Origin of the sequence: Micromonospora sediminicola (assembly GCF_900089585.1) — a bacterium.
GTDB lineage: Bacteria > Actinomycetota > Actinomycetes > Mycobacteriales > Micromonosporaceae > Micromonospora > Micromonospora sediminicola.
The window spans coordinates 1,517,111-1,529,921 of sequence record NZ_FLRH01000003.1 but is presented as its reverse complement, the minus strand read 5'-3'; the positions used below and the strand labels follow the sequence as shown (position 1 = coordinate 1,529,921).

Sequence of the window (12,811 nt, the reverse complement as noted above, 5' to 3'; positions counted from 1 at the left end):
CAGCTTTCCCCGTGGCACTGTCACCAGCCTGGAATCCGCCTGAATGTTTTCTGTAAGTCACTCGCCCGGCTCCGGCGACTCCGGCAGCAGCGGCAGCTTCACCCGGAACGTGGCGCCCCCGCCCGGCGTCTCGGCCGCCTCGACCGTGCCGTGGTGCGCCGCCACCAGCGCGGCGACGATCGCCAGGCCGAGCCCGGTGCTGGTCGGCCCGCCGGCCCGCCGGGTCCGGGCGGCGTCCACCCGGTAGAACCGCTCGAAGACCCGTTCGGCCTGCTCCGGGGTCAGGCCGGGCCCGGTGTCCGCGACCTCCACCACGGCGACGTTGCCGGTTTCCGCCCGCAGCCGCAGCGTCACCGCGGCGTCCGACGGCGTGTGGGTGAGCGCGTTGGTCATCAGGTTGCCGATCACCTGACGCAGCCGGGCGTCGTCGCCGAGCACCACCAGCGGGCCGGAACCCGGTTCCCGCTCCAGCTCGATGCGCCGGTCCGGGTCCACCACCCGGGCCGCCTCCACCGCGTCCGAGGCCAGCACCGGCAGCTCCACCGGGGCCAGCGCGATCGGCCGCTCCCGGTCCATCCGGGCCAGCAGCAGCAGGTCCTCGACCAGCAACCCCATCCGGGACGCCTCGTCCTCGATCCGGCGCAGCAGGTCCGCGGTCTGCTCCGGCTCCCGCGCCGCGCCCTGCCGGTACAGCTCGGCGAAGCCCCGGATGGTGGTCAGCGGGGTACGCAGCTCGTGCGAGGCGTCGGCGATGAACTGCCGCATCCGCTCCTCGGAGCGGCGGGCCCGCCCCTCCGACGCCTGCGCCGAGGCGGCCGCGTCCCGGGCGCCCATCTCGGCGCTGCGCGCCGCCGCCTCGGAGGCGGCCCGCGCGGTGAACGCGGCCTCGATCTGGGCCAGCATCGCGTTCAATGCCCGGGAGAGCCGGCCCAGCTCGGAGGTCGGGCAGGCCCGCCCCTCCTCCGGGTCGGGCACCCGCCGGGTCAGGTCGCCGCCGGCGATGGCCGCCGCGGTCCGCTCGATCTCCACCAGCGGCTTCAGGCTGGTCCGCACGATGCCCGCGCCCACCGACGCCAGGATGATCATCACCGCTCCACCGACCAGCAGGTCTATCCAGAGCAGCTGCCGGACGGAGAGATCGACGTCGTCGAGGTTCTGGCCGACCACCCGGTACGAGTCCTCGCCGTCCTGCCGCACCATCAACCGCCACCGGACCCGCTTGTCGGCGCCGTCGTCGGTGAACGCTTCCCCGTTGGCGTGCTCGTCGTACCAGCTCTGCTGGCCGATGCCCGCCGGCAGGTCCTGGTCGTCGAGCGCGCGGTCGCGTGCCACCTTGCCCTGCCGGACGGTGCTGTTCCACTGCGCGACCAGGTAGTCGGTCGGAAGCGTGCTCAGGTTCTCCTGGCTGACCGTCACACCGCGGTCGAGCTGGTCGTCCAACTCGCCGTCGATCCGGCCCACCAGATAGTCGTGCAGGAAGTACGCGGTGGAGACGCTGATGACCAGCAGTGCCCCGCCGACCAGTGCCAGCACGGCGGTGACCAGCTTGAGCCGGAGCGGGATCCCGCGCAGCCAGCCCTTCGCGTCGTGGACGGCGCTCACGCCGCCGGCTTGCGGAGCACGTAACCCACCCCGCGCAGGGTGTGGATCAGCCGGGGCTGGGTGTTGTCGACCTTGCGCCGCAGGTAGGAGATGTAGGACTCGACGATGTTGTCGTCACCGCGGAAGTCGTAGTTCCAGACGTGGTCGAGGATCTGCGCCTTGCTGAGCACCCGGTTGGCGTTGAGCATCAGGTAGCGCAGCAGCTTGAACTCGGTCGGCGACAGCTGCACCCGCTGGCCGGCCCGGTGCACCTCGTGCGTCTCCTCGTCCAGCTCCAGGTCGGCGAAGGTGAGCCGGGACGGCGCGTGCTCGCCGGTCGCGGTGCGCCGCAGCACGGCCCGGATCCGGGCGGTCAACTCCTCCAGGCTGAACGGCTTGGTGACGTAGTCGTCGCCGCCCAGGGTCAGCCCACGGATCTTGTCGTCGGTGGCGTCGCGCGCGGTCAGGAACACCACCGGGGTACGCGTGCCGCCCTCGCGGAGCATCCGGATGACCTCGAAGCCGTCCAGGTCGGGCAGCATCACGTCGAGTACGACCAGGTCGGGCCGGTGGTCCTTGGCGGCGTGCAGCGCGGCGCTGCCGCTGGTCGCCGTCGCCACGTCGAAGCCGGCGAAGCGCAGGCTCGCGGAGAGCAGTTCGAGGATGTTGGGATCGTCCTCGACGACGAGCAGTCGGGCCTCGGTCTGGGTAGCCGCCATGGCTCCCATCATCCGTGCTCCGGCTGCGGTCGCGCTGGGCGCCACCTGGAAACAACCTGTGAGCTCAGCGGAGCAGTCGTCGCAGCCCGTCGAGCGCGCCGTCGAGCACCCGGATCGCGGTGCGGAGCTGGTTGTCGCTGAGCCGCCCGGCCCGGACCAGGGCGCCCACCTCGACCGTGAACGCGGCCAGCCGCCTGTCGAACTCGGCGAGCAACGGCGACTCGGCCGGGCCGGGTGGGCTCCCGCTGCCGCCCGGGCGCGGGGGCGGGGGCGGCGGTGTCCAGCGGCCCTGCCGGGTCTGCCGGGCCACCTCGCGCAGCTCCCGCTTCAGGTCGCGCACCGAACCGCGTACCTCGGTGCGGATCTCGCCGGCGAGCGCCGAGAGGTCCTCGACGGAGGCGCTGATGTCGGCCTCCAGCGTGGCCAGCTCGTCGGCCCGCTGCCGCAGCTCGGCCCGGCCCGCGTCGGTGATCTCGTAGACCTTGCGCCCACCCACGGCGGTGTGGGTCACCAGACCCTCCACCTCCAGCCGCTGGAGCCGGGGATAGATGGTGCCGGCGCTGGGCGCGTAGAGGCCGAGGAAGCGCTCCTCCAGCAGGCGGATCAGCTCGTAGCCGTGCTTGGGCCCGTCGTCGAGGAGCTTGAGCAGGTAGAGCCGGAGCCGCCCGTGACTGAACACGGCGGTCACGGCAGGTCCTCCACGTCGTCGGCGTCCGCGACCGGGCGGGCCAGCAGCGCGATGCTGCCGGACGTCGCGGACGCCCAGAGCTTACCGGCGCCCCCGCCGAGCACCCCGTGGCTGTCCTTGACCGCGCCGAAGCCGTGCTGGCCGCCGCAGATCTGCGGGAAGCCGCTGGTGATCCGGCCGGAGGTGGTGTGCAGGTGCACGCTGAGGTCGCTGTCCTCGCGGACCCGCACGGTGATGCTGCCGGAGATGGCGCTGAGCCGGATCTCACTGCCGCGCGGGTTGTCCAGGTCGCAGGTGATCGAGCCGGACACCGCGTGGGCGCGGACCCGCTCGGGTGCGCTGTCGGCCAGGATCAGCTCGCCGGAGACCGTCTCCAGGTCGAGGTCACCGCCGATGCCGAGCGCCTCGACGGGGCCGGAGACGACCTTGGCGGTGGTGCGGCCGCGCAGCCCCATCAGGGTGACCTGGCCGGAGGTGACGTCGACCCGGGTGTCGCGACGCAGTCCGGAGGCGACCAGCGCGCCGTCGACCAGGTGCAGGTCGGCAAGCGCCTCGGCCGGCACCGCCACGGACACCTCGGCGCGGTAGCGGCGGCGGAGCTGCCCCAGCCACCAGAGCACGCCCGGCCAGCGGGTGGTCCGCTCGTGCCGGACGGTCAACCGGCCGTCGCGCAGCTCGACCACGAGTGGGCGGCGGCTGATCCGGGTGACGTCGACCCGGGCCGGGCCGTCGGTGGCCACCACGTTGAGCCGGCCGCTGACCAGCCGGACCTCGAGCCGGGTGACCGGCTCGTCCAGGGTGAGCCGCTGCGGGCTGTCGACCGTCCAGCTGGCCATGGTTCCTCCCCTCGTCGCGCGCCGCCCCGGCACGCCCGATGACGACAGAACCATAACGCGATACATCGCGACTGAACAAGTCCCTATCGCGACCGTATCGCGTCTCCCCTCACCCTTCCCCCGTTGACCAAGGAGTTCGCGTCGACGTCCGGCAGGACCGCCGACGCAAACTCCTTGATCAACGGGACGAGTCCCCGCACCGGGAGGCCCGGAGCGTCAGCCCGAGGCCGGCCCCAGCCGTCCACCGTCCGGGGCCGCGAGGCTCCGCTCACGCTGAGGACGCCGAGATCTTGGTACGAGAGGGCCCTCATAGGGGCCGTTTCGTACCAAGATCTGCGGACGTTCTGAGAGGTGGAAGATCGATCCCTTTGGGTGGAAGGGTTCCGGGGGGGGTGAAGCCCGAACCGCTGTCGGCGGGAGGGCGGGCGCGGGGCGGGGCGGGGCGGTGCGGTGCGGTGCGGTGACGCGGCGGCGGGGTGGTCAGGCGACCAGGTCGAGGTCCGGCCCGGCCACGCCCGACGGCGACGGCGACGGCACGACGCCCGGGGAGGACGAAACGTCGGCCCGGGACACGACATCGATGAGGGAGCGGGACCGGGGTGCCGACAAGAGCGGATACCCGGTCGGGCCACCGAGCACGGGGGCGGGACGGGTCACCCGGGTCCGGGTGGTCGGCGCCGGGTGGACGGCGGCCTCGGCGGCTCGGGCCAGCAACCGCCGGTCCGCCCCGTCGGCCGGGTGCAGGGCGGCCGTCACCGTCACCGCCACGGTCAGGTCCCGGGCCGCCAGCACCCGGCGCACCGACGCCCAGAGCGTCTCCTCGCCCAGGAACGCGGGCAGCGTGCTCGGGTCGCCGGCGTGCCGGTAGGCGAGGCCGAGCGGCACCACGGGCGCCCCGGCGGCGACCGCGGCCTCGAACATCGCCGGTCGGAAGCCCCGGGCGGGGCGGCAGTCCGTCGCCGTGCCGCACCAGGTCGTGCCCTCCGGGAACACCGCCACCGGGTGCCCGGCGCGCAGCGCCCCGGCCACCCGGGCGACCGTGGCCGGCAGCTCGCGCGGTCGGGACCGGTCCACGAAGACCGTACCCGCCGCGGCGGCCAGCGCGCCGACCAGCGGCCAGCCCCGGACCTCGCGCTTGGCCAGCATCCGGGCCGGCGCGACGGCGAGCACCGCGAGGATGTCCAGCCAGGAGACGTGGTTGGCGACCAGCAGCGCGCGGCGGCGCGGCGGCCGGCCCCGGACCGTCAGCCGGACGCCGAGGGCGCGCAGCGTTCCCCGGGCCCAGCGTCGCAGCGCCGCCTGCCGGTCGGCCGCCGGCAGCAACGGCAGCACCGCCGCCAGGCCGGCCCCGGCCAGCACCATCCCGAGTACGCCGAGCAGCCGCCCGACCCGGCACGCCCAGGACACGTCCGGCGCGGCGGGCGGCGGCAGGCAGTCCGGCCCGCAGCCCGAGGCGGGCCGCCAGAGCCCCTCGCCGGTCACGAGCCGACCTCGCCGAGGAAGTGCTTCAGGTAGCGCGGATTCATCCGGTCCAGCGAGAAGAGCACGTAGAAGTCGGCGCAGCCGAAGTCCGGGTCGTACGCGGGCTCGCCACCGACCCACGCGCCGAGCCGCAGGTAGCCGCGGAGCAGCGGCGGCACGAGCGCGCGGCGTTCGGCGGGGGTGAGCGTGGCGGGGTCGACCGCCGCCGGCGCCTCGGCGAGCCAGGGCCGGCGCGGGGTGACCCGCAGCGGCGGCGGGGCGAGGTGCCGCGCCCGCACCCGCGCCCACACCTCGGCGGCGGCGGTCCCGCCGTCGGCGACCGGCACCGAGGCGCAGCCGCCGAGCCAGCGCGAGCCACGCAGGTGCAGGTAGCGGCAGATCCCGGCCCACATCAGGTTGATCACCGCCCCGGTGCGGTGGTCCGGGTGCACGCAGGAGCGCCCCGCCTCGACCAGGTCGTCGCGGAGCGGGGCCAGCGGGGCCAGGTCGAACTCGCCGTCGGCGTACCGCCGGTCGGTGCGTCCGGGCGGCAGCAGCCGGTAGGTGCCGACCACCTCCCCGGTGCCCTCGCGGAGCACCACCAGGTGGTCGCAGTGGGCGTCGAACTCGTCGGCGTCGAGCCCGGCGGACCCCGGCGGCAGGGTGGCGCCGAGTTCGCCGGCGAACACCTCGTGGCGCAGGCGTTGCGCGGCCGCGACCAGGGTCGGGTCGTCGGCGATCAGCAGGGTGTAACCGCTGGTCGTGAGCGGTGCGCCAGCGGCGTGCAGAACGGCCATGGGTCCTGTGTAAGGGCCCCGGGTTGCCGCCCCCGGGGTGAGGGATGTCGATCCGGTGAACGCCCGTCGGCGGCGGCGTGCGCGAACCGGTGACGGCGGGTGTGCGAGGCTGCCGGGCGACCGCCGACGACGGCGCCGGCGGCGCACGGAACCCGGAGGTGCACATGCTCGTCGAGGCCCGCTTCCACGGACCGGACGGCTCGGGCAACGGCGGCTGGAGCGCCGGGATCTTCGCCGCGCTGATCGACGACCGGGGGCCGGTGGAGGTCACCCTGCGCCGGCCGCCGCCGCTGGACACCCCACTGACCGCCGGCGACGGCGAGGTGCGCGACCCGGAGGGCCGGCTGGTCGCCCAGGTACGCCGGGTCGAGCCGGTCGACGCGGTCGTGCCGCCGGTGGACCGGGCGACGGCCGAGCAGGCCGCGCGGGCGTACCCCGGTCTGGTGGACCACCCGTTCCCCGGCTGCTACGTCTGCGGGCCGACGCGCCCGGACGGGCTGCGGATCTTCCCCGGCCGGCTGCCCGACGGGCGGACCGCCGCGCCGTTCCGCGCGCCGGCCGAGGTGGTGCCGGCGACGGTCTGGGCGGCGCTCGACTGCCCGGGCGGCTGGGCGGTGCTCTCCGCCGGCCGCCCGTACGTGTTGGGGCGGATCGCCGCGCAGGTCACCGCGCTGCCGGGGCCCGGCGACGAGTGCGTGGTGACCGGCCTCGCGGTGGGCGGCGAGGGGCGGAAGGCCGAGGTGCACAGCAGCCTGTACGGGCCGGACGGCACCCTGCTCGGCCGGGCCCGTGCCACCTGGGTCGCGGTGCCGGCGGGCTGATCTCCTCCCTGAGGAGGACGGCGCGTACGCATCCCGCCTGATTGACCCCCTTGCGCCGGGTTGGAAGGCTGTGCGGGGCGCCCCCGCAACGGCGCCCCCACCGGCGTGCGTCCAGCGCGCCGGGGCAGGAGAGGAGAATGATGTCCGACGGGCAGCCACGCCCCAGTGCCGCGACCGGCCAGATCATCGTGTCCGGCCTGACCAAGCAATACAAGAACGTCCGGGCGGTCGACAACCTGTCGTTCACCGTCGAGCCGGGCCGGGTCACCGGCTTCCTCGGCCCGAACGGCGCCGGTAAGACGACCACCCTGCGCATGTTGCTCAACCTGGTCACGCCGACCGCCGGCACGGCCACCATCGGCGGCCACCGGTACGCCGACCTGACCGACCCGCTGCGCACGGTGGGCGCGGTGCTGGAGGCGTCCAGCGCGCACAAGGGCCGCACCGGCATCAACCACCTGCGGGTGATCTGCGCGGCGGCCGGGCTGCCGAAGGAGCGGGCGGACGAGGCGCTCGCCCTGGTCGGGCTCTCCCCGGCGGCGAAGCGCAAGTTCAAGGGCTACTCGCTGGGCATGAAGCAGCGGCTCGGGATCGCCGCCGCGATGCTCGGCAACCCGCAGGTGCTGATCCTGGACGAGCCGGCCAACGGCCTCGACCCGGAGGGCATCCGCTGGATGCGCGGCTTCCTCAAGGGGCTGGCCGCCGAGGGTCGTACCGTGCTGGTCTCCAGCCACCTGCTCTCCGAGATGCAGCTGCTCGCCGACGACGTGGTGATCATCGCGGCCGGCAAGCTGGTCCGGCAGGGTCCGGTCGAGCAGGTGATGGGCTCGATGACGCACGGCGCCCGGGTGCGGGTGCGCACCCCGCAGGCGGACGAGCTGGCCGCGGCGCTGCGCGAGCAGTCCGCCACGGTCGACGCCGACCCGCACGGCGCGCTCCTGGTCGGTGGCGTGGACGCGCCGACCGTGGGCCGCGTCGCGCTGGCGGCAAAGGTGGAGCTGCACGAGCTGACCACCGAGCGCCCCGACCTCGAAGGGGTCTTCCTGGAGCTGACGGCCGGAAAGGCGGAGATCCGATGACGCTGGTCCGATCCGAACTGCTCAAGATCCGCACCACCAGCACCTGGTGGATCTTCGCGCTGATCAGCGTGCCGCTGTGGGGGCTCTCGCTGCTCTTCAACTGGCTGCAGACCGACGCGCTGACCAGCGGCAACGTCGGCGACGTGCCGGCCGACCAGGCCGACCAGGTGCAGGCGGTCTCCAGCGCCGACAGCATCGCGGCCAACCTCTACACCAACGGGCAGTTCTTCGGGCTGCTCATCGTGATGCTGCTCGGCATCGTGGTGGTGACCAGCGAGTTCTTCCACCAGACGGTGACCACCACGTTCCTCACCGCGCCGCACCGCACCGCGGTGATGCTGGCCAAGCTGGCCGCCGCCGGCGTGCTGGCGCTGCTGTTCTGGATCGGCACCACGGTGCTCAACCTGATCTTCGCGCCGCTGATCCTGAACGCCACGGACGTCGGCGCGCAGTTCGGCAGCGGGGCGGTCTGGCGCGCGGTGGCCCTCAACGGGCTGGCCTACCTGCTCTGGTCGGTGCTCGGCGTCGGGCTCGGCGTGCTGATCCGGAGCCAGATCGGCGCCACCGTGACCGGCATCCTGCTCTACCTGGGTGGCACCATCGGCGCGGCCATCGCCATCGGCCTGCTCGCGCAGCGGTTCGGCGACTGGATCAACCAGCTCCAGCTGCTGGTGCCGTCGCTGGCCTCCGGCCTGATGGTCAGCGGCGCCGAGATCCCCGGCAACCCGCCCCGGTGGGCGGGCGCCGCGGTGCTCATCGGGTACGCGGTGGTGACCGGCGCGATCGGCGTGCTGACGATCCGCCGGCGCGACATCTCCTGAGTCGCCACGCACCCCGGCCCCGGCCGGTGACCCCGTGTCACCGGCCGGGGCCGCCGTCGTCTAGCAGGAGTCGCCGAATCACGCAGCGTTTGCCGAACTTCTGGCATCTTCTGTGAAACGGGCCACCAGCCGGAGGCGAGAATGCCTGCGGCAATCGCACGGCGTAGCCTGGGATCCGTCTTCCGTGCCCCGGCGAAGCGGGCACGGGAGCCACCGCGTGACATTCACAACCGCGTGAAAGAGGCGATTAGCGGCCGTGTCGACCCAGCAGACATCGCAGGAGAACCCACTGGCGGGTTTCGGCCCGAACGAGTGGATCGTCGAGGAGATGTACCAGCGCTACCTCGCCGACCCCTCGAGCGTCGATTCGGCCTGGCACGACTTCTTCGCCGACTACCGGCCGGCACCGGGCGCCGCCACACCGCGCCCGGAGGCGCCGGCCAAGCCGGCCGCCAAGCCCGAGCCCGCGGAGCAGCAGGAGGCCGCCGCCACGGTCACCGAGCAGCCCGCCCCCGCCAAGGCCGCCCCCGCCGCTCCGGCCAAGCCGGCCGCCAAGCCCGCCGCCAAGCCGGCGGCGAAGGCGCCCGAGCCGGCCCCAGCGAAGAAGGCCGCCCCGGCCAAGCCGGCCGCGAAGGCGCCGACCGCGAGCGCCGCCGGCACCACCCCGCTGCGCGGCGTGGCCGCCAAGATCGTCCAGAACATGGACGCCTCGCTCTCCGTCCCCACCGCCACCAGCGTGCGCGCGGTCCCGGCCAAGCTGCTGGTCGACAACCGCATCGTGATCAACAACCACCTGGCCCGCGGCCGCGGCGGCAAGGTCAGCTTCACCCACCTGATCGGGTACGCGATGGTCCGGGCGCTGGTCGAGCATCCGGAGATGAACAACTCCTTCGCCGAGGTCGACGGCAAGCCGGCGATGGTCCGCCCGGAGCACGTCAACCTGGGCATCGCCATCGACCTGGTCAAGCCGGACGGCTCCCGCAACCTGGTCGTGCCGTCCATCAAGGCCTGCGAGCAGATGGACTTCCGGCAGTTCTGGCAGGCGTACGAGGACGTGGTCCGGCGCGCCCGCCGCAACGAGCTGACCATGGAGGACTACTCCGGCACCACCATCTCGCTGACCAACCCGGGCGGCATCGGCACGGTGCACTCGATCCCGCGCCTGATGCAGGGCCAGAGCGCCATCATCGGCGTCGGCGCGATGGAATACCCGGCGCCCTACCAGGGCATGAGCGAGGCCACCCTGGCCGAGAACGCGGTCAGCAAGGTCATCACGCTGACCAGCACCTACGACCACCGGATCATCCAGGGCGCGCAGTCCGGCGAGTTCCTCAAGGTGATGCACGAGCTGATGCTCGGCGAGCGCGGCTTCTACGACGAGATCTTCACCTCGCTGCGGATCCCGTACGAGCCGGTGCGCTGGATGCGCGACGTGGCCGTCGACAGCGAGGGCCAGATCAACAAGACCGCGCGGGTGCACGAGCTGATCCACGCGTACCGGGTGCGTGGCCACCTGATGGCCGACACCGACCCGCTCGAGTTCAAGATCCGCAAGCACCCCGACCTGGACGTGCTCCAGCACGGGCTGACGCTGTGGGACCTCGACCGGGTCTTCCCGGTCAACGGCTTCGCCGGCCAGCAGCGGATGAAGCTGCGCTCGATTCTCGGCGTGCTGCGTGACTCCTACTGCCGCCGGGTCGGCATCGAGTACATGCACATCCAGGACCCGGAGGAGCGGCGCTGGATCCAGGAGCGGGTCGAGCGCAAGTACGAGAAGCCCAGCACCGACGAGCAGAAGCACGTGCTCAACCGGCTCAACGCCGCCGAGGCGTTCGAGACCTTCCTGCAGACCAAGTACGTCGGCCAGAAGCGTTTCTCGCTGGAGGGCGGCGAGTCGCTGATCCCGCTGCTCGGCGAGGTGCTGGAGTCCTCCGCCGAGGCGGGGCTGGACGAGGTCGTCATCGGCATGGCCCACCGGGGCCGGCTCAACGTGCTGGCCAACATCGTCGGCAAGCCGTACGAGAAGATCTTCTCCGAGTTCGAGGGGCACCTCGACCCGCGCTCCACGCAGGGCTCGGGCGACGTGAAGTACCACCTCGGCCAGAACGGCAAGTTCACCACCCCGGACGGCGAGCACGCGGTCAAGGTGTCGGTCGTGGCGAACCCGTCGCACCTGGAGGCCGTCGACCCGGTGCTGGAGGGCATCGTCCGGGCCAAGCAGGACCGGATCGACCTCAAGCTGGAGGGCTACACCGTGCTGCCGCTGGCGGTGCACGGCGACGCCGCCTTCGCCGGCCAGGGCGTGGTCGCCGAGACGCTCAACCTGTCCCAGCTGCGCGGCTACCGCACCGGCGGCACCGTGCACGTGGTGGTCAACAACCAGGTCGGTTTCACCACCGCCCCGGAGTACAGCCGGTCCAGCCTCTACAGCACCGACGTGGCCCGGATGATCCAGGCGCCGATCTTCCACGTGAACGGCGACGACCCGGAGGCCGTGGTCCGGGTGGCCCGGCTCGCCTTCGAGTACCGGCAGGCGTTCAACAAGGACGTCGTGATCGACATGGTCTGCTACCGCCGGCGCGGGCACAACGAGGGCGACGACCCGTCGATGTCCAACCCGGAGATGTACAAGATCATCGACTCGAAGCGGTCGGTCCGGAAGCTCTACACCGAGGAGCTGATCGGGCGCGGTGACATCACCGTGGAGGACGCCGAGGAGCTGCTGCGCGACTACCAGGGGCAGCTGGAGCGGGTCTTCAAGGCCACCCGGGACGCCGCCACCAGCCCGCGCCAGCTCAGCCGCCCGAAGCGGGAGGACGAGCCGGAGCCGCAGGTCGACACCGCCACCGACGCCGCCGTGGTCAAGGCGATCGGCGAGGCGCACGTCAACCTGCCGGAGGGCTTCACCCCGCACAAGCGGATCCAGCAGCTGCTGGAGCGGCGCCGGAAGATGTCCGTCGAGGGCGGCATCGACTGGGGCTTCGGCGAGATCATCGCGTTCGGCTCGCTGCTGCACGACGGCGTGACGGTCCGGCTCGCCGGGCAGGACTCGCGCCGGGGCACGTTCGTCCAGCGGCACGCGTCGGTGGTCGACTCGAAGACCGGCGACGACTACCTGCCGCTGAAGTCGCTCACCGCCGACGGCGAGCGGTCCCGCTTCTTCGTCCACGACTCGCTGCTCTCCGAATACGCCGCCATGGGCTTCGAGTACGGCTACTCGGTGGAGAACGTCAACGCGCTGGTGGCCTGGGAGGCCCAGTTCGGTGACTTCGTCAACGGCGCCCAGTCGGTGATCGACGAGTTCATCTCCTCCGGCGAGGTGAAGTGGGGCCAGCGCTCCGCGGTCACCCTGCTGCTGCCGCACGGCCACGAGGGGCAGGGACCGGACCACACCTCCGGCCGCCCGGAGCGCTTCCTCCAGCTCTGCGCCGAGGACAACATGCGGGTGGCCATCCCGACCACCCCGGCGAACTACTTCCACCTGCTGCGTCGCCAGGCCCTGTCGCCCAAGCGCAAGCCGCTGGTGGTGTTCACGCCGAAGTCGCTGCTGCGGCACAAGCTCTGCGTGTCGCCGGTGGAGGACTTCACCACGGGCACCTTCCAGCCGGTGCTGGCCGACACCGCCGCCCCGGCGCCGGAGCAGGTGAAGCGGGTGCTGCTCTGCTCGGGCAAGGTCTACTACGACCTGTTCCAGGCCCGGCAGGAGCGGGGCGTCACCGACACCGCGATCCTCCGGATGGAGCAGCTCTACCCGCTGCCCGTCGAGGAGGTCCGGGCCGCGCTGGCGCAGTACCCGAACGCCGAGGACTTCGCCTGGGTCCAGGAGGAGCCGGCGAACCAGGGCGGCTGGTCGTTCGTCGCGCTCAACCTGCTGGAGCACCTGCCCGAGGTCCGGCTGCGCCGCATCTCCCGCCCGTCCGCCGCCGCCCCGGCGGTGGGCTCGGCGAAGATGCACGAGGTCGAGCAGAACGCGCTGATCGAGGCGGCTCTCCCCCGCCCGTGACATCA

General features: G+C 72.9%; 10 protein-coding genes. 4 read left to right on the top strand and 6 right to left on the bottom strand.

From position 1 onward, the window contains the following. Positions 1 to 57: 57 nt before the first annotated feature. From GA0070622_RS07810 to GA0070622_RS07780, 6 genes are all read right to left on the bottom strand, one after another. Positions 58 to 1,602 carry a sensor histidine kinase gene (locus GA0070622_RS07810; RefSeq protein ID WP_091571002.1) on the bottom strand — a complete coding sequence of 515 codons (1,545 nt, stop codon included), beginning with the start codon at positions 1,600 to 1,602 and terminating at the stop codon, positions 58 to 60. Beyond that, a complete protein-coding gene (locus tag GA0070622_RS07805; protein ID WP_088646020.1) occupies positions 1,599 to 2,300 on the bottom strand; it encodes a response regulator transcription factor in 702 nt (233 codons plus the stop codon). The genes GA0070622_RS07810 and GA0070622_RS07805 overlap by 4 nt, the downstream gene beginning before the upstream one ends. Positions 2,301 to 2,364: 64 nt before the next feature. Beyond that, positions 2,365 to 2,988: a PadR family transcriptional regulator gene (locus GA0070622_RS07800; protein WP_091570999.1), complete on the bottom strand. Its 624-nt coding sequence runs from the start codon at positions 2,986 to 2,988 to the stop codon at positions 2,365 to 2,367. Continuing rightward, positions 2,985 to 3,824: a DUF4097 family beta strand repeat-containing protein gene (locus GA0070622_RS07795; RefSeq protein WP_091570996.1), complete on the bottom strand. Its 840-nt coding sequence runs from the start codon at positions 3,822 to 3,824 to the stop codon at positions 2,985 to 2,987. The genes GA0070622_RS07800 and GA0070622_RS07795 overlap by 4 nt, the downstream gene beginning before the upstream one ends. A gap of 480 nt (positions 3,825 to 4,304) precedes the next feature. Continuing rightward, positions 4,305 to 5,306, bottom strand: coding sequence for a lysophospholipid acyltransferase family protein (locus GA0070622_RS07785; protein WP_245666146.1), 1,002 nt, complete (start codon positions 5,304 to 5,306; stop codon positions 4,305 to 4,307). Further along, positions 5,303 to 6,082 carry a GNAT family N-acetyltransferase gene (locus GA0070622_RS07780; protein ID WP_091570988.1) on the bottom strand — a complete coding sequence of 260 codons (780 nt, stop codon included), beginning with the start codon at positions 6,080 to 6,082 and terminating at the stop codon, positions 5,303 to 5,305. The genes GA0070622_RS07785 and GA0070622_RS07780 overlap by 4 nt, the downstream gene beginning before the upstream one ends. A gap of 164 nt (positions 6,083 to 6,246) precedes the next feature. Between GA0070622_RS07780 and GA0070622_RS07775 the strand changes: the two genes are divergently transcribed. From GA0070622_RS07775 to GA0070622_RS07760, 4 genes are all read left to right on the top strand, one after another. Then, positions 6,247 to 6,903, top strand: a complete 657-nt coding sequence (locus GA0070622_RS07775) for a hypothetical protein (RefSeq protein WP_091576988.1) — start codon at positions 6,247 to 6,249, stop codon at positions 6,901 to 6,903. Positions 6,904 to 7,040: 137 nt separating this feature from the next. Then, positions 7,041 to 7,982, top strand: a complete 942-nt coding sequence (locus GA0070622_RS07770) for an ABC transporter ATP-binding protein (RefSeq protein ID WP_369700213.1) — start codon at positions 7,041 to 7,043, stop codon at positions 7,980 to 7,982. Beyond that, entirely contained in the window at positions 7,979 to 8,803 is an 825-nt protein-coding gene (locus GA0070622_RS07765; RefSeq protein ID WP_091570985.1) for an ABC transporter permease, read from the top strand. The genes GA0070622_RS07770 and GA0070622_RS07765 overlap by 4 nt, the downstream gene beginning before the upstream one ends. 256 nt (positions 8,804 to 9,059) lie before the next feature. After that, the gene (locus tag GA0070622_RS07760) at positions 9,060 to 12,806 is read left to right on the top strand and encodes a multifunctional oxoglutarate decarboxylase/oxoglutarate dehydrogenase thiamine pyrophosphate-binding subunit/dihydrolipoyllysine-residue succinyltransferase subunit (protein ID WP_091570981.1); all 3,747 of its coding nucleotides are present in this window, start codon (positions 9,060 to 9,062) and stop codon (positions 12,804 to 12,806) included. Positions 12,807 to 12,811: the final 5 nt, after the last annotated feature.

Bases quoted from the DNA above. Each gene is read 5' to 3' on its own strand.
- GA0070622_RS07805 (WP_088646020.1), bottom strand. From the start codon at position 2,300: ATGGCGGCTACCCAGACCGAGGCCCGACTGCTCGTCGTCGAGGACGAT.
- GA0070622_RS07795 (WP_091570996.1), bottom strand. From the start codon at position 3,824: ATGGCCAGCTGGACGGTCGACAGCCCGCAGCGGCTCACCCTGGACGAG.
- GA0070622_RS07780 (WP_091570988.1), bottom strand. From the start codon at position 6,082: ATGGCCGTTCTGCACGCCGCTGGCGCACCGCTCACGACCAGCGGTTAC.
- GA0070622_RS07775 (WP_091576988.1), top strand. From the start codon at position 6,247: ATGCTCGTCGAGGCCCGCTTCCACGGACCGGACGGCTCGGGCAACGGC.
- GA0070622_RS07770 (WP_369700213.1), top strand. From the start codon at position 7,041: ATGATGTCCGACGGGCAGCCACGCCCCAGTGCCGCGACCGGCCAGATC.
- GA0070622_RS07765 (WP_091570985.1), top strand. From the start codon at position 7,979: ATGACGCTGGTCCGATCCGAACTGCTCAAGATCCGCACCACCAGCACC.